Annotated in this window: 12 protein-coding genes; 1 reads left to right on the top strand and 11 read right to left on the bottom strand. The window is 42.9% G+C overall.

The window, feature by feature from the left end; all coding sequences use genetic code 11:
- Positions 1 to 12 precede the first annotated feature (12 nt).
- From L2730_RS14310 to smc, 11 genes are all read right to left on the bottom strand, one after another.
- Positions 13 to 690, bottom strand: coding sequence for an exonuclease domain-containing protein (locus L2730_RS14310; RefSeq protein WP_248975212.1), 678 nt, complete (start codon positions 688 to 690; stop codon positions 13 to 15).
- A 5-nt stretch (positions 691 to 695) separates the two neighbouring features.
- Positions 696 to 2,543, bottom strand: coding sequence for a DUF294 nucleotidyltransferase-like domain-containing protein (locus tag L2730_RS14305; RefSeq protein ID WP_248975211.1), 1,848 nt, complete (start codon positions 2,541 to 2,543; stop codon positions 696 to 698).
- Between the two features lie 147 nt (positions 2,544 to 2,690).
- A complete protein-coding gene (locus L2730_RS14300) occupies positions 2,691 to 4,409 on the bottom strand; it encodes a sodium:solute symporter family protein (protein ID WP_248975210.1) in 1,719 nt (572 codons plus the stop codon).
- A gap of 31 nt (positions 4,410 to 4,440) precedes the next feature.
- Complete coding sequence (locus L2730_RS14295) at positions 4,441 to 4,707, bottom strand: DUF4212 domain-containing protein (RefSeq protein ID WP_012277650.1); 267 nt, start codon at positions 4,705 to 4,707, stop codon at positions 4,441 to 4,443.
- A gap of 268 nt (positions 4,708 to 4,975) precedes the next feature.
- The gene (locus L2730_RS14290) at positions 4,976 to 5,602 is read right to left on the bottom strand and encodes a thiol:disulfide interchange protein DsbA/DsbL (protein WP_428848460.1); all 627 of its coding nucleotides are present in this window, start codon (positions 5,600 to 5,602) and stop codon (positions 4,976 to 4,978) included.
- A gap of 15 nt (positions 5,603 to 5,617) precedes the next feature.
- The gene (locus tag L2730_RS14285) at positions 5,618 to 6,436 is read right to left on the bottom strand and encodes an SDR family oxidoreductase (protein WP_248975209.1); all 819 of its coding nucleotides are present in this window, start codon (positions 6,434 to 6,436) and stop codon (positions 5,618 to 5,620) included.
- Positions 6,437 to 6,768: 332 nt separating this feature from the next.
- On the bottom strand, positions 6,769 to 7,962 hold the full coding sequence (locus tag L2730_RS14280; RefSeq protein ID WP_248975208.1) for an HD-GYP domain-containing protein: 1,194 nt from the start codon (positions 7,960 to 7,962) through the stop codon (positions 6,769 to 6,771).
- Between the two features lie 1,157 nt (positions 7,963 to 9,119).
- Entirely contained in the window at positions 9,120 to 9,587 is a 468-nt protein-coding gene (locus L2730_RS14275; RefSeq protein WP_248975207.1) for a DUF2919 domain-containing protein, read from the bottom strand.
- Between the two features lie 192 nt (positions 9,588 to 9,779).
- Positions 9,780 to 11,786: an NAD-dependent DNA ligase LigA gene (gene ligA, locus L2730_RS14270; RefSeq protein ID WP_248975206.1), complete on the bottom strand. Its 2,007-nt coding sequence runs from the start codon at positions 11,784 to 11,786 to the stop codon at positions 9,780 to 9,782.
- Positions 11,787 to 11,862: 76 nt separating this feature from the next.
- Positions 11,863 to 12,801 (bottom strand): cell division protein ZipA, encoded by a 939-nt coding sequence (gene zipA, locus L2730_RS14265; RefSeq protein ID WP_248975205.1) that lies wholly within the window; start codon positions 12,799 to 12,801, stop codon positions 11,863 to 11,865.
- A gap of 23 nt (positions 12,802 to 12,824) precedes the next feature.
- Positions 12,825 to 16,250: a chromosome segregation protein SMC gene (smc, locus tag L2730_RS14260; RefSeq protein ID WP_248975204.1), complete on the bottom strand. Its 3,426-nt coding sequence runs from the start codon at positions 16,248 to 16,250 to the stop codon at positions 12,825 to 12,827.
- 204 nt (positions 16,251 to 16,454) lie between these two features.
- Here smc and cysZ point away from each other — a divergent pair, with 204 nt between their 5' ends.
- Positions 16,455 to 17,228 carry a sulfate transporter CysZ gene (cysZ, locus tag L2730_RS14255; RefSeq protein WP_248975203.1) on the top strand — a complete coding sequence of 258 codons (774 nt, stop codon included), beginning with the start codon at positions 16,455 to 16,457 and terminating at the stop codon, positions 17,226 to 17,228.

Below are 17,228 nucleotides of genomic sequence, written 5' to 3'. Positions count from 1 at the left end.
TGTTATTGCTAGCTAACGTAATAAATCTGACAAAGTAAGCTCTTCAGTCCCCGCAATACTCGCCATCTGGGCCAATAACAATTCCCCACAAGATAACGCGTCAACGGCTGCATTATGAGCGGCATAAATAGGTAAACCATATCGGCTACGACAAGCATCGAGTCTCAAGGCTCCTTCTTTAATCACTTCATGCTGCCGTAATATCCTAGCTCGTTCTAAAGACATAGTATCAATTGATACGAATGTCATTTTTTCACCAAAACAACGAAATATTTCTGCTTTTAAAAAGCACAGATCAAGTGGCGCATGATGTGCAATTAATACATGACCTTGGGTCTTTTCTAAGAACCAATGCATTGCCTCTTTAGCCGATATGGCGCTTTCCAACTGACCATCTACAATTCCGTGTATTGCTGCACTATCACCTACACTTCCTTCTATGCTAACCAATCTATAATCAGCATCCTTCAACTGAAGCATACCATTTTGAATAGGCACCATACCGATACTCAGGATTTGATCAAACTGAGCATTTAGCCCAGTCATTTCCAAATCGAATGCCATTAATGGAATATCCACAAGAGGTTTAGAAATAGCACAAGCTAGCGCTCGGTAGTAGTCAGTAATAACGTCATCAGCAGCTCTAAACGACTTTAATCTGAGCTGGTTTTTTAAATAAAAACGCTTCAAAAGAGTTAATAGCTCCGCATCATTTTTAGCTTAAGGCCTACTTGCCCGTCATGAACAACTTTGAATGCATCTCTTAACTGATGACGAACCAATGAAGACACATCTTTTGGCATCAAGTAATTGGTTACAGGTTTACCGTTAGTATATTGATAGCCTTGATTTGAAAGGCGCATATGCGCAATAAACTCATGAGCATCGGCAAGGTTAAGCGCATCTTTACGGTTAATAATATTTTGGTCCATTAACACCCTAATTCTTTTGGCAGTATTGACCTCTTTAATGCCAGCAGACAAAGCATAAACACGCGCAATATCATTAATTAATGCGCTGCCTTTATGTTTGAGATCTATCCCTTTAACCTCAGAACCATCACGCTCCAATACAAATTTTCTGAAAAAACCTAAAGGCGGTGTACTTGTCAATGAGTTACCTGTTAAGCCTGCGAGGAAAATATCGTTATCTTTGGTATTGTTAAGCACCTCATCTTGCAAACCATTAAACAAAGATTGTGGACCATAAACAGAACGCATATCGAAAAAGATACTGCAATGCATCAACGCTTTAGGATCTGGCGTATTCACCCATTGATGGAAAACTCCACGCCACTTTTTGAGAGACATTCGCCATTTAGGATTTTGCGCCATAATATCGCCAGGGCAGTAAATATAACCACATTCATCAAGTCCTGCACACACTGCTTTTGACAGTGCTTCAAAGTAACCTTCGGCAGCTTCATCCGGTTCATGAGCCAGCAGTAACCCATTATCCTGATCTGAACAGGCGACTTGATCTTGCCGCCCTTGAGAGCCAAATGCTAACCAACAAAAAGCCATCGGAGCCTCGCCCAAGATCTGTTGATTCAACACAATTAAACGCCGAGTGAGTGCGTCGGTTACCGAAGTTAATACACGGCCGATCTCTTCAGCCCGAGCATCAGCACTGATTAGGTTTTGCAATAAAAGTGGGATCTGTTTACTCACCTGGATCAAGCTAGGTAGGTCTTTTTGTCGGTCAATCTCACCTATTAACAATAGCGGCTGCGAGCTTTGTCCACGCAGTATATCGGTGCTGGTAATAATTCCTTTTGCTTGTCCACTGTCTACCACTGGTAGATGATGAATATTGTGTTCACTCATCAAAAGCATAGCTTCAAACACGAGTGAGTTTGACTCAATCGATATCGGTGTAGTCGTCATTGCTTGATGGATAGCAAGGCTACCATCTAACCCTTCGGCTAAGACGCGATTTCGAAGATCTTTGTCAGTTAAAATCCCCACTAACTTTTCATTATCGATGACTAATACCGATGAAACGCGTGACTTTCGCATTAATCGTGCTGCATCTGATATCGTTGCTTTCATATCTATTGTCAACGGCGATTTAGACATCAATGTTGTGATCCGACTAGTGGTTGTGAGCTCTTTAGCCTTAAACCTACCCTGATGCCGTAAGCGCTTTGCAAAAGCTTTATTGAAAAAACGGTCAAATTCACGACTCTTTGTGCGCAGCAAGTTGAACATTTCAGGCGGCAGGTGATACACCAAACCATCTTCTAAGATAGCGACGCGATTACTCGCCTCCTCTCCTGATAATAAAGAGGGAAATCCAAAGTAATCGCCTTCACCTAATCGATCAAGTAGCTCGCCATTAATGTCGCGCACTTCAAATGCTCCACTTCTCACAATATACAGCTGAGGATGCAGAGGATCTAACGGAACAAAAGCAGACGCTTTACTGTAGTAGCCGATAGTGAGCGAGCGGCAGCCACTTAACAACGCTTCCTCATCCAGCGACAAAAACGGTACTCGCTGCTGTAAGAACTGCACAATGGGTTGTAATTCGCTAGCATCCATTTCTCAACTCCCTATCCACTGACCTTATCTGCAACAACTATATCGTCTAGAGCAACATTAACACTATTCGACTAAAGGCCAGTCTATGGCTATAGAAATAGAAAAAGAGCGCTAAAGCGCTCTTTTTAATCTATCTAACTTTAGATACTAGTGATCTTGTGCTTCACCTGAACCTTTCGGGAAGCGAATTGATTCAACCATATCAACAACATCTTGTGGAACTGCCGTTGTAACCTTACTCACACCGAAGGCCACTGCAAAGTTAATCACCATGCCGAGCATACCAATACCTTCAGGCGACACACCAAACAACCAGTTCTCGCTCATATTTGCACTTGGGTTTACAAACTTAAAGTACACAATATAAGAAGCAGTGAATAACAGACCCGTGATCATACCGGCGATAGCGCCCTCTTTATTCACAGTCTTAGAGAAGATCCCCATGATAATTGCAGGAAATAGTGATGATGCGGCAAGTCCAAATGCAATCGCAACAACCGCGGCCACAAACCCTGGCGGATTAATACCGAAGTAACCTGCCATCACGATGCCCAAAGCAGCTGCAATTCGGGCGTACATCAACTCTTTTTTGTCAGAGATATCAGGCATGAAATTTTTCTTCAATAAGTCATGAGAAACAGAGGTCGAAATTACCAGTAGTAGACCCGCTGATGTAGATAGCGCAGCTGCTAAGCCACCAGCTGCCACAAGCGCAATGACCCACGCAGGTAGATTGGCAATCTCTGGTGTAGCTAATACCATAATATCGCGGTCAATCTTCATCTCGCTTTCAGCGCCTTTGGCATAGTAAATCTTGCCATCGTCGTTCTTATCATCCCAGGTAATTAACCCGGTTTTCTCCCAATTCTTAATCCACTCAGGTGCAGTTTCATAAGCAACGCCTGTCGACTCTGGTCCATTAATGGTCTCAATCATATTTACACGAGAGAAAGCAGCAAGAGCAGGAATCGTTGTGTACATAATTGCAATAAACACAAGTGCCCAACCTGCTGATATACGTGCATCCTTCACTTTAGGAACAGTGAAGAAACGAACGATAACATGGGGAAGTCCAGCAGTACCGAACATCAGTGCGCCAGTAATAAAGAACACATCAATCATGCTCTTAGAACCTTCGGTGTATTGGGAGAAACCTAACTCGGCAGATAATCCATCGAGCTTATCTAACAAGTAAACTCCCGTACCATTGCCGGCAGCATCAATTAACTCTGCACCAAAACCAATTTGAGGAAGAACATGGCCTGTCATCATCACTGAGATGAAGATTGCTGGCACCATGAAAGCGAAAATAAGTACGCAGTACTGTGCGACCTGTGTGTAGGTAATTCCCTTCATGCCACCAAGAACCGCATAGAAGAATACCACTGCCATACCAATATAAACCCCAGTTTCAACTTCAACTTCAAGGAATCTAGAGAATACAACGCCTACACCACGCATTTGACCAGCAATATAGGTGAAACAGATAAAGATGGCACAGACTACCGCAACGGTACGAGCTGCTTGAGAGTAATAACGGTCACCGATAAAATCGGGTACTGTGAACTTACCAAATTTACGAAGATACGGAGCCATGCAAAGCGCTAGCAGAACATAACCGCCGGTCCACCCCATTAAATATACTGAACCGTCGTAACCAGTAAAAGATACAATACCCGCCAGTGAGATAAATGATGCCGCAGACATCCAATCGGCTGCTGTAGCCATACCATTCATTACAGGGTGTACGCCGCCACCAGCAACATAGAATTCTTTAGTCGAACCAGCACGAGACCAGATCGCAATACCGATATATAGGGCAAATGTAATCCCTACAATCAGATAGGTTAATGTTTGTACGTCCATTTCATGACTCCTTTAAATAAGTTCTTAGTTATTAGTCTTCGTGCACATCATATTTTTTGTCTAACGCATTCGCTTTAGCGACATAGACAAAAATAAGAGCGACAAACACATACATGGCACCCTGTTGTGCAAACCAGAACCCCAACTTGAACCCCATGAAATGGATCTCATTGAGCACATCTACTAATAAAATACCGCAGCCAAATGAAACTGCTGCCCATATGGCCAATAAGCCCAATACTAGACGTAGATTTTCACGCCAATAACCTTCTGCCTTCTCGTTGCTTTCAAAACTCATAGCGACTCCCCTGTGCTGATTTTTATATTAAGTCAGCAGTTAATCTAGCAAGCGTACGCTGAACAACAATCGCGACCTTAGTCTAACGTCAACGGAAGGCTTCAAGCGGAAATCATAAAAATCACTAACATTCAGATAGATACAGGTTTACGCTCACGTAAGGTAAGTTCATTTAGTAAACGCTGAGTTAGACCAAGGTATTATCTGTTTTTATTTTTCAGCCACAAAAAAGCCCACTTGAAGTGGGCTTTTTTTGCTGTATTAGCGGTTAATCTTCAAGTTGGCTCAAGTAGCGGATCATCTCAGCAAGCGCTTCAGGGGACTGAGGTTGCTTCTTAATTAAGTACTTTCCGTTGACCAATAGAGATGGCACACCTTTAATCCCAGCCAATTGAGCTTGGGTGTCATAATTCATCAATGCGAGTTTAGCATCAGCTGAATTCATCGCGTCTGCCACCGCTTTATCATCGACTCCTTGACTTACAAAGTAAGCTTGAAGGTCTGCTGGTCGGTTGAATGCACCATTTTGCTCATGGATCCGAGTAAAAATATTGCCATGAACTTGCTTAGTCACACTGAACTTTTGCGCTAAGTAATAGGCTTCTTGACTTAAAATCCAACTCGTGCGGCCAGCTCCAACAGGTGTTCTTTCAAACTGTACATCACTATCTAATAGATGGGCAGTTTTTTCAAACAGTGGATCTTGACGGTAACAATGGCCACAGTTATAAGAGAAAAATTCTCTGATCACTGGCTTTTGAGCTTCTGGGATCCCTGCTATTTTTACATAATCAATGCCTTCTACATACGGCGCAGCATAGGCTGCGTGTATCGGCAACATCAAACAGGCAATCGCCAATAACCCACTGGTAAACAATACTTGTAACGATTTCATATACATCCTTAATATTTAACAGGCGTCCAGCATATCCATTGGGTCACTGAACTGATACTCAAAATTTAGCTCTTTAATGAGTCGATTGCTACTAATGAGTTTGCCACCGGCCGTACTGTCTTGTACAAATTGCGGTTCAACGAGCCCCAATTTTAAGCTAGCCTGACGGTAAAAGTCCTGCCGTGTAGGATGTTTAGGTGCGCAAACATTGTAGACGCCGGCAGAATTGGCATCAAAAATCAGTTTTGCAACGGCGCCGATACAGTCATGCTGATGAACGATATTGACCGGAGCCAGTGGCTCTGCTAGTTCGGTTTTGCCAGCTAAAAAGCGTCCAGGATGACGCTTAGGACCCACTAAGCCAGAGAATCGAGCAATGCAGCTGTTATCTAGCGCTAAAAACATCGCTTCAGCTTGTAGCAGCTTTTCGCTGACTTCTGAGTGGCCGGCGGCATCTTGCTCAGTCATTATTTTATCCAGCGATGGATACACCCCAGTGGTACTCACAAAGACTATTTTCTGGTAACGAATACCGCTAATTAATGCAATCAACTTTGTTAGTTTGGCATGATAAGCATGGGGATCTTTTCTTAATCCTGGTGGAATATTGACAACTAAACAATCGGTGTTAAGCGCGGCTTTTAGCGCTGGGAGTGACTGTTGCTCGACTTCTGCCAGATCTAATGCAAAGCCGTTAATGCCATCTTTAGATAATGCACTTGCACCCTCAGAGTTACGTTTACTACCGTTTACCGTAACACCACGTGCTACTAGTTCTTGTGCAAGTGGCAAGCCAAACCAACCACAGCCGACAATACAAACTGAATTTATCATTTTCACCCTTTTGATTATTCTTAAATAACGAGGCCAGACGGCATTCATATTATACCAATTCTATTAAGAATTTACTCAGTTCAAAGCTTGCTCAGAGCTTTCAATTAAAGGCGCGTTGTGAAAGAAATGGTTATTCCCTTTTCAGACAATGCAACGTAGCAGTGATAGTCCTGAGACGCTCACAACGTGCGGCTGATTTTTAAGGCATGGGGAAATCACTTAATACAGCGCATGTGGCATTCGATATAGAATAACTATTAGCGATAAGCCACTGACTTGCCTAAGGTGATTTTAACTCCCGCTGAATGAGCAACTCTTTAATGGAGTTGGTATTACATAGAGCTAAAATAGAAGCTTATATCAGCACTTGGATCCAGTGTTTTTAATGCGCCAGAGCCTAACTCATCGACTTTAAGCACTTTACTTATCAATATCCCCTCTTCCACTAAATAGCGTAACACCGCGTTATTACCGTTTTCGTCACAGGCAAGTACATGCGGTTGTTTGACCGTTTCAGTGGTAATCAGAACCTTAGCGATTTGCCCATTTGATAATTGCACTAATGTGCCGGGGGGATAAATCCCAAGCACTTTAACCAAGGCTGAAATTAACGAAGGTGCATGCTTACCCGCTCTATTTTTAAAAAGATAACCTAACGCAACTTGCGGTGAGCGCCCCTGACCAAATTTAAGTAACTGTTCAAAGTCATTTGCCAGGGCAACTATTTGTGTGGTTAATGGGATCTGCGAGCCTTTTAATCCGTCAGGATAACCACTACCATCTGCCCACTCATGGTGATGTAGGACAATATCAAGTACCGCTTCTGGAAACAGATCTTGTTTGGTCATCATGTCAAAACCAAATTTGGGGTGCATCTTAAGAAAGTTAACTTCATGATCAGATAAATTGCTTTTCTTACGTCTGATAACGTCAGGTACTTTTCGCTTACCAATATCATGAAATACAGCTCCCATTGCAATATCCCGTAGCTCTGAATCCGTACAGCCCAATGAACATCCGAGCATCATCGACAATACTGCTATCGAAATCCCGTGCTCTGTTCCGCTGTCGTCCTCGTTACTATTCACTAAAGAAAGATGCGGTGTTGCCGTTTCTTTAATATGATCCATCATCGATTCGACTAACGTTGCTGCGGACCGATAAGCGCCCTCAGGTTCAGCTGCTATTTTCGAAAATGCACTGCGGCATTCTAAACCGTTTTTTTGAAATCGTTGTTGACTCATACGAATAGATTTACGTAATGAAGCTAATCTTTCCTGAGCAAATTCCTCAGCAGATTTCTCCACGATAACTTTAACCTGTTGATCTTGTGTTGATGCAAGTAACGCTTTGCCTGCGATCAAATATACATAGGCAATATTCAAACTCTTAATCAGTTCGATTTGCGATTGGTTTTCAATGTCAAACTGATTAAATAGAAAAGGATGTTGGGTCCATGACAGTGGTAATTTAATGGTTAAACCAATGCATAACTTAGACAAGGGAATTCTGACGTCTTTTGACATTAGTAAAGGCTCCAGAGGCAGTCACTGTTCAGAAAAAGTGTCTCGCTCTTGAAAGAAGATATTGTGCCAAACATTTACAGGATATCACCGGCACTAATTTTGGCTACGTCGCCATTAGCTATCAGTCGATAATAATAGTTTTCTCTCACGAATAACAGCAAGAATGTCAATTTTATGACAGTTTTCACAAGGTTAACTCAACAAGAAAACAGTCAATCACGTCATAAATTTAAGACACTTTAAGCAGAACAACAACATTCACACACACTAAACAGACAGATCAACTGAAGCTTCAAAGTTAAACTAGAACGGCGTCAAATTATTCATCGTGTGCTAATACCGAGATTCATTATTGAGAGGCATAAATAGAACCCCTAATAGCCTGGAATAAGCCTCAGAATTAGTTATAACTTATTCCATTATTGTCGCAATTTGTATAAAATTATCAACAGGAGGATATTGTATGCAATATTCAATTGCTATATTCTAGCTTCGTCCTTTAGAGTTGGTAGCCCCGAACTATTACTCTCAATGGCAAACTGTCAATTGTCCTTTGATTAGAGCTAGCAATGATTATTTGTTGCTTAACTAAAAAAGGTTTTTTGTTAATATCCCTGGATCATAGTATCGAATGCTGTCGGTACTGCAGATTCTTTTTGGCGCTGTATTCATACAGCGCCATTTTTTTACCTACTCCACCAAGCTAAGCCAATGAGCTAAAGACTAATACCAATTGCATTAAAAGTTTGACCATTCAGCGGGAATTCAAAACGCTGTAGGCAAGTAGTGGAATTTGAGCTAATAGTTATTCTCGGCTCTGGCATCCTGCTTCGCTCTCGATAATTGCTCCTGCATTATTCTACCTTCGACCATCCTTGGTCTCGTACCTCCTAAATCTGACCGCCAAGGAGGGCCGGAATGTCTTATTTTGTATGGAACAAAATAGACCATTTAGTCGTATATCCAAATCCCATAGCGAAGCATATAGCGTTTTGCCAATTTGTTTAACCTCAGCCGCACTACGTGAGCCCCTCAGTCTTTCCACTTCTGCTTTGCATTGGCTTAAAAGGGAATAACCATTTCTTTACCAATGCGCTTTGAATTGAAAAGGCTGAGGGGCTCTGAACTGGTCAAATACTTAATGCAATTGGTATAATCTATTCTTCTGCTTTCCAATCTAAAAAATAATATTTTAGCCTATTCGAATTAAACAGATATAAAGTACTCCAGAATAGAAACAATGCATCTAGCCCTACACTCCAGCTATACACATAGTGAGCATGTAGAATACGCTGTATGAGCAGTCCACCGTCAATACATAACAACGCCAGTAATAACCATTTCATGTATTTAAAGATAGGTTGGATCCACGAAGGGCTACGTTTTCGCTCGGCTATGATTAAACCATATACAACAAGGGCACCAGCACCAGCCATTAACGCCATCAAAAAATCTGACTTTTGCGGATAAACTAATGCAACAAGCCCAGCTCTATCACTTGCTTGAGTTAATGACGCAATAAATATGCACCAACCTCTTGCTAAAAAAACCAGCATTAAATACAGCATCAGAGGGGGCTTAATATGCCCCTTATCATCTAGCCAAGTTATATTACTGAAATTCAAAGCCGTCCCTTTTGTCCGAATCTAAACAGCGCTGTCTGCAACTGCATTAGTGTTTAATCAGATATGGTGCCTTTTGGAGAAATTTCAACGTTATTAATGCAGAAAGTTATTTCTTGAGGTGCTTGTACGGAAGTAAAAATAGTAAAAGAGAAATAATAAAGCTCCCCTTAGGGAGCTTTATATCAGCTACTTCTATGACAAAATGGCAATCAATGCTTCTTCATCAATAACCTTCACACCAAGCTCTTGAGCTTTGGTCAGCTTCGAGCCGGCGGCTGCGCCAGCGACTAAACAATCGGTATTTTTTGACACACTACCAGCCACTTTTGCCCCCAATGCCTGCAGCTTAGCCTTAGCGTCATTTCGATTGAGCAGTGTTAACGTGCCTGTTAATACCCAGGTTTGCCCTTTAAGTGATAAATCCTCTTCTGCCACCTCTTCAATTGCTGGCCAGCATACCCCTACCTCAATAAGCTTATCTATCACTTCAAGATTGTGAGGCTGTGCCAAGAAGTGCGCTAAATGAGCCGCTACAATCGCGCCAACATCATCGACCTTGATAAACTCTTCTGCTGACGCGGCTTTTAGTGCGTCCAGCGTTTTAAAATAAGCTGCAAGGTTAGCGGCAGTGGCTTCTCCCACTTCTCTTATGCCTAACGCATAAAGGAACCGAGCAAAGGTTGTTTCTTTGGCGACTTCGATAGCGGCGACTAATTTAGTGGCCGATTTCATCCCCATACGCTCTAGCATTGTCATCGCTGATGCGGTTAGCTTAAATAGATCCGCGGGGCTTTCTACTAGCTCTTTATCAATGAGTTGCTCAACAACTTTATCGCCCATACCATCGATATCAAGCGCCTTTCTAGAAGCAAAATGCTTAATTGCTTCTTTACGCTGTGCTTCACAAAATAAGCCGCCACTACAACGCGCTACAGCTTCGCCTTCAATGCGTTCCACTTCGCTATCACACACTGGGCAACGCTCAGGAAACACAATATCTTGGGCATCATCAGGACGTTTATCAGCGACTATCGCAACAATTTGTGGAATAACATCGCCTGCTCGGCGAATGATGATGGTATCTCCGACTTTTACCCCAAGACGGGCAATTTCATCAGCATTATGCAAAGTGGCATTTGAAACTGTCACACCGCCAACAAATACAGGCTTAAGACGCGCTACGGGTGTAACGGCTCCGGTACGACCAACTTGAAAATCAACCCCTTCTAATAAAGTCATCTCCTCTTGTGCAGGAAACTTAAACGCTGTCGCCCAGCGCGGTGCTTTAGCCACAAAACCTAAACTCAACTGATGAGCAATCTGGTTAACTTTCACCACGACACCATCAATTTCGAAATCTAGACTACTACGGCGCTGCTGAATATCATTGTAATAGCCCATGACATCCGCAACCGACTCACAGACTTTGACTTCCTGGCTAACTGGTACGCCCCACGAGCGCAGTTGCTCTAGTTGGCCATAATGGCTATCGGCAAGTTCCCAAGATTCAGGCTCAACGACACCGAGTGCATAAGCGTAGAACCCCAAAGCTCGGCTAGCAGTAATTTTACTGTCTAACTGACGTAAACTGCCCGCTGCTGCATTGCGAGGATTAACAAATAGCTTTTCTCCCTTGGCACGGGCACGTTCATTAAGCGCATCGAAGGCTTTATGCGGCATAATCACTTCACCGCGCACCTCGACTAATGGCGGAAAGTTATCACCGCGCAGCTTTAAAGGAATCGACTTAATCGTGCGGACATTTTCAGTTATATTCTCACCCGTTTGACCATCGCCGCGAGTCGCAGCTCGCTCAAATACGCCATCACGGTACACAATACTCACTGCCAAACCGTCAAGCTTAGGTTCACAGCAATAGCTCAGCGCTGTACCGACTTTATCGGTGATCCTCGAATGAAAGCCATTAAATTCTGTTTCATCAAATACATTATCAAGGCTTAACATTGGCTTGAGATGGGTGATCTGTTCAAACTTAGCTAATGCCTCACCACCGACTCGCTGTGTAGGCGAGTCAGCTTTAGCAAACTCTGGACTTTGGGTCTCTAGCTCTTTGAGCCTTTTAAGTAACCTATCGTACTCAGCATCTGGAATCGTCGGGTTATCATCAACATAGTAGTTATAATTATGTTGATTCAGCTGCTGAGTCAGTTCTAAGATCTCGAGTTCATTCGCGTGCATATGGTTCGTCCAAATAATAACAAAGGCCGCCTAAGCGACCTTTTTAAACAAGTTTAGTTGATTCACTTATTCAGAATTAAGCCTGTGCTTTAATTCGTTGTATATAATTCTGTTTGGTAGTTTCAAGCCACTCATCGCGTCCACCATCTAGTACAAGACCGTTTAGATCGTCAGCGATTTGATGGGCAGAGTTGAGCATGGTAGAGAAGTTTCTCAAGGCATCGCCATAACAGGGTAGTGTCATAAATAGCACCACGCCTTGGGTCGTGAACTGCTCCATGCTATCGGGGTCAAACACACCTGGTTTAACCATATTAGCCATTGAGAATAATACTTTACCAGTACCGGCATTATCTTCATGACGATGGAAAATATTCATGTCACCGAATTTAAAATTGAGTGTTAACAAGCAAGGTAACAGCTCCGCGCCATTAAGCTCTTCACCCTCTTTGGCTACAACGTGCAATACCAATACATCTTGTGGTTCGCCTAAAGGCTCTTCCTCTTCAACTTCTTGCTCAACAACACTTTCTTGCGCAGCTTCGGTTTTGAGAGCAGGTTCTTCAGCAAACAAAGATGGCTGAATTGGAGCTGCTTCTGTTTGTATTGTTACATCTTCATCAGTTAATGATGGCTCAACGCGAGTCGCTCTACCACCTCGAGCCGCTTTTTGGCTCGGCGCTTCACTTAATGTAAAGGACTCATCTTCAACAGCCGAGATACCTGCGTCGACATTTTCAGCAACAGCAGCTTCTGCAACTAATGGCGCATGCTTTGGCTCTTCTTCGATTTCAATTGTGGCGCTTTCGTCTGCGCTCGCCTTTACAACCCTGACTTCGCCTATTCCGTCATTGTCGAAACCATCAGCATCTCTGCGGTCTCGATTAATATCTGTCATTGGGCTCTGTTTGAACCCTGTCGGCTGTTGCTTTCGTATGGACCAAAAACCATGCACAAGTACGGCAATAATCGCTATCGCTCCTAAAACAAGCAATACCAGTTGCAAATTTTCCATTGGTTACCCTGTAATCTTTATGTTCATCCTGCGTCAGCTAACGCTACCGCTTCATCGATATCTACCGCCACAATGCGCGAAACGCCGGGCTCATGCATAGTCACACCGATAAGTTGATCGGCCAATTCCATGGTGATCTTGTTATGACTAATATATATAAATTGTACGCTTTGGGACATCTCTTTTACCAAACGACAGAATCGTTCGACATTGGCATCATCCAAAGGTGCATCAACTTCGTCCAACATACAAAAAGGTGCTGGATTCAATCTAAAAATAGCAAAAACTAATGATAATGCGGTTAGTGCTTTTTCTCCACCAGAAAGAAGGTGGATAGTGCTATTTTTCTTACCCGGTGGCCGCGCCATAATGGTGACGCCGGTTTCCAGAAGATCATCATCTGTCAGTGCTAAATAAGCACTACCACCGCCAAACACTTTCGGAAACAAAATGCCTAGATCCTTATTAACCTTATCGAAGGTATCTTTAAATCGGCTTTTTGTTTCAGTATCTATTTTACGAATTGCTTCTTCCAAACTTCCCAAGGCTGAATTTAAGTCTTCATCTTGGCTATCTAGATAGCTTTTCCGTTGGTTTTGCTGTTCAAACTCTTCTATCGCGGCTAGGTTTATCGCTCCAAGATGAGCGATCCGGGCCCGTAAACGTTCTAGCTCTTTTTGACGCCATAAAGTGTTGCGACTGGCATCAAGCTTAGATAATACTTGTTCAACATCAATACCCTGCTCAGTTATTAAGCTAAACTGACTATCGATTTGTCCTTTTAAACCTTCACGACGTAACTTTAACGCGCTCATGGTTTGAGTCAAGTCTTCTATCTTCGCAAGCTGTTGTTTTTTATTCGTTCCTGCACTATCGCACAGTTCTTGTAACCCTGCTTGCTCCTGCCTGAGCAGGTTTAGCGCTTGTTGTTTAACTTGCTGAGCATCTAAGGCTTGTGCCAATTGTGTTTTTAGCGACTGTGAGTTTTGAGCAGTGTCGACATCTTCTTTATTATCTAACTGTATACGCACTTGCTCTTTATTCAATTCGAGCTCTTCTAATCGTTGCTTTTGATGACTCACTTTTTGTTCGATTAATGCCACTTGGGTTTGAATGGCTTGTTCGCTTTTAAGGCTAGCTTTAAGTCGCAGCTCTGAACCATTGAGCTGGTCTTTGAGCTCACTTAACGATTTAAATGCCGATAGTTTATCTGACTCTGCCGCTTGCCGGCTTTTTGAAGATAGCTCAAAGGCTTGTTGCAGACTCGCTTCACTGTGCACAAACTGTGCTTGTTGAGCGGTTAACTGTTGCAGTTCAGTTTCAGTTTCCGCTAACTCCTGCAGTAGCTGCTTATAACGTGTATCCGTATCATTTATAGTGGTTTGCATTGCTTTAACTTGCGATACCATGCCTGCTAATGCCACTTTTTGAGATTGGATCTGCTGGTACTGTTGCTGCTGCAAGATCAATTGCGGCTTAAGCTCCTCAATATGCACCGACAAGGTTTGCTCTAACAAGCTCAAACGCTCTTCGGTGTCGCAAACCACTTCTGTCAGCGCAACGTGTTCATTTTTAAGTTGTACAAGGGAGCCTGAGTCTGCACTTTTTTCGATAATAAAATCAGCGCCAACAAGAAAGCCATCTGCAGTCGCGAACATTTGCTCTGCACCAAGCTCTTTACGTCGTTGAATAGCTTCATCTTTTGTCTCAAGCCACTTAACCTGACTTAACCACGGATTAAGATTAACGGGGCTCTGAATAACATCATTCACCACTCCACTCGCCAGTGTGTTTGCAGAGAACCCAATGCTTGCTTCGGTCGATAACTCTGCAAGTACCGGAGAATTAAGCACATTAGCAAGTAACAAGTCGACGGCGCTTTCCCACCCAGGGCTAACCTCGATAACTTGCCATAGCAGTGTGTCACCTTCATCGCCGTCATCAGGTAGCAGCTGAGTAACAACAGACAAACGGCCTTTTTCATCAGCCAGTTTTACTTTTACTGACTCAAGCTCTTTTTTTAACTCATCACAAGACTGTTGACGCGTTTCAATATTGAAGCTCAGCTCGTCGTATATCTCTTGCGCCTGCTCAGTTTCTATAGACAACATATCACATTGGTTCACTAGGGAACTGCTCTTGAGTTCAGCTAACTGTTCACTATGCTCTTGCGCTCTTTGGGTCAGTCTTGTTACCGATTTTTGTTTATGTGTTAGCTCTTTTGAGCAATGATTTAGCTGAGTACGATTCATCTCGACCGCTAAATGCGCTTTTGCTTCGCCGCCGCTATGTAACTGAAACTGTTCGGTTGAAGCTATGTGACGTTGACTTACGAGGGCTAATTCAGCTGACTGACTACTCGACTTTTGCTGCCACGCATTTATCTCAGGCGCTAACTCTTGTTGCTGCTTTAGCAGCTTTTCTTGGTTTGCATTCGCTGTTTTCAACGACGCTTGCTGCAACGCTATCTGAGCACTAATTTCGCCCAATCGTTGATTCAAACTGTCGTCTTGTTGTTCACGGTGCTTCAGTGATTGTTCAAGTTTAGCAATATGGGTTTTGGTGAGATAAAAAGCTTCGACTTGCTGATGTTCTTGACTATCAAGCTCACTCAACTTCAAATTCAATTCGGTCAAACTAAGCTCAAGTGTCTGCTTCTCAGCGAGTAAACTGGCTTGTTGCACCTCAAGCTTACTGATCTGAACAGTCAATGTGTCAGTTTGCTGATTAAGCTCGTGATAACGAGACACCACCAGCTCAGACTCACATTGACGTTCTGACTGTTTGAGCTCACGATACTGTTTAGCCGTTTCTGCCTGCTCGGCAAGCCGTTCCAGTTGCTTATGCAGCTCTGAGCGAATATCGCCAAGACGAGATAAATTTTCGCGAGTGTGCCTTATACGATTCTCAGTTTCACGCCTGCGCTCTTTATAGCGAGAGATCCCAGCAGCTTCTTCGATGAATACTCTCAGCTCTTGTGGCTTTGACTCAATAAGCCGAGAAATGGTGCCCTGTTCAATAATTGCGTAGCTTCGTGGTCCAAGTCCTGTGCCCATAAATAGATCGGTAATATCTTTACGGCGACACTTTTGATTATTTAGAAAATAGCTTGAATCGCCATCACGACTAACTTGCCTCTTAACCGCTATCTCTTGGTAACTGGCGTACTGACCTGCTAATCGATTGTCTTGGTTGTCAAATAGCAGTTCCACCCCCGCTACCGATACGGGTCTTCTGGCGGTAGAGCCATTAAAAATAACATCTGCCATCGAATCGCCACGCAGATGTTTAGCCGAGCTTTCGCCCAGCACCCAACGCACAGCGTCAATGACATTTGATTTACCACAACCGTTTGGACCAATAATGGCGCTCAATGGATTAGGTAAGGGAATTTTGGTTGGATCGACGAATGACTTGAATCCGGCAAGTTTTATCTGTTTAAGTCTCATGATGCCGTTTTAATCACTTCTACACTAAGTTATCTAGCGATACTTAGCGTCTATGTTTGATGTGCATATAATTATGGTAACTTTACCAAAGCTAACAGCATTTTGTAACGCTTTTTATTGGTGATTAATGCCTTTTCACTTGCGGTTAAATGCCTACTGACTCACAATCGTGACATTGCGTATCTTTAACGATCAAAGATTTCTATGAATAAAACCAATCAAGTAACAAAAAAGAGTGGCGTAAATTACTTCTTAGAAGGGTTTAGTTTGATAAAACGCCCAGGCCTTAGACGTTTTGTGTTTATTCCACTAACGATTAACTTATTGCTCTTTGGTGGCTTGATCTATTTTGCCATTGGTCAGCTAGAGCAGGTTTTCGCTTGGCTTTCAGGTCAGCTTCCTGAATACCTAAGTTGGTTGAACTTTCTGCTTTGGCCACTTGCGGTATTGACCTTGTTGGTAGTGCTATCTTTCATCTTTAGTTCAGTGATGAATTGGCTCGCAGCGCCCTTTAACGGATTACTTGCTGAAAAAGTCGAACAACTATTAACGGGCAAACCGCTCAATACGGGTGGCGGTATCGATTTAATCAAAGATTTGCCGCGCATATTGGGCCGAGAGTGGATCAAACTGAAATACTATCTACCTCGTGCCATTATTTTCTTATTGCTATTTTTACTGCCATTTGTAGGTCAAACTGCGGCACCTATCTTATGGTTTCTTTTTAGTGCTTGGATGATGGCAATTCAATACTGTGATTACCCTTTTGATAATCATAAAGTTCCCTTTGCAGATATGAAATTTGCACTTAACCAGACCCGTGGCAGCAGTTTTAGCTTTGGCGCTGCAGTGACACTGTTTTCTATGATCCCAATCCTCAATTTTGTAGTGATGCCAGTTGCCATATGTGGTGCCACTTCTATGTGGGTTGATAAATATCGAGAAGCATACAAAGATAACACCATCGCACCAGATTAA

Source organism: Shewanella kaireitica, assembly GCF_023284045.1.
In the GTDB taxonomy this organism is placed as follows: Bacteria; Pseudomonadota; Gammaproteobacteria; order Enterobacterales; family Shewanellaceae; genus Shewanella; species Shewanella kaireitica.
The sequence above is the reverse complement of the archived record's forward strand: the minus strand, read 5'-3'. Positions and strand labels throughout refer to the sequence as shown.

What these genes read in the sequence shown, in the direction of transcription:
- ligA (WP_248975206.1), bottom strand. Translation starts at nt 11,786, where the DNA reads ATGCACGCGAATGAACTCGAGATCTTAGAACTGACTCAGCAGCTGAAT.
- L2730_RS14295 (WP_012277650.1), bottom strand. Translation starts at nt 4,707, where the DNA reads ATGAGTTTTGAAAGCAACGAGAAGGCAGAAGGTTATTGGCGTGAAAAT.
- cysZ (WP_248975203.1), top strand. Translation starts at nt 16,455, where the DNA reads ATGAATAAAACCAATCAAGTAACAAAAAAGAGTGGCGTAAATTACTTC.
- smc (WP_248975204.1), bottom strand. Translation starts at nt 16,250, where the DNA reads ATGAGACTTAAACAGATAAAACTTGCCGGATTCAAGTCATTCGTCGAT.
- L2730_RS14280 (WP_248975208.1), bottom strand. Translation starts at nt 7,962, where the DNA reads ATGTCAAAAGACGTCAGAATTCCCTTGTCTAAGTTATGCATTGGTTTA.
- L2730_RS14290 (WP_428848460.1), bottom strand. Translation starts at nt 5,602, where the DNA reads ATGAAATCGTTACAAGTATTGTTTACCAGTGGGTTATTGGCGATTGCC.
- L2730_RS14285 (WP_248975209.1), bottom strand. Translation starts at nt 6,436, where the DNA reads ATGATAAATTCAGTTTGTATTGTCGGCTGTGGTTGGTTTGGCTTGCCA.
- zipA (WP_248975205.1), bottom strand. Translation starts at nt 12,801, where the DNA reads ATGGAAAATTTGCAACTGGTATTGCTTGTTTTAGGAGCGATAGCGATT.
- L2730_RS14300 (WP_248975210.1), bottom strand. Translation starts at nt 4,409, where the DNA reads ATGGACGTACAAACATTAACCTATCTGATTGTAGGGATTACATTTGCC.
- L2730_RS14305 (WP_248975211.1), bottom strand. Translation starts at nt 2,543, where the DNA reads ATGGATGCTAGCGAATTACAACCCATTGTGCAGTTCTTACAGCAGCGA.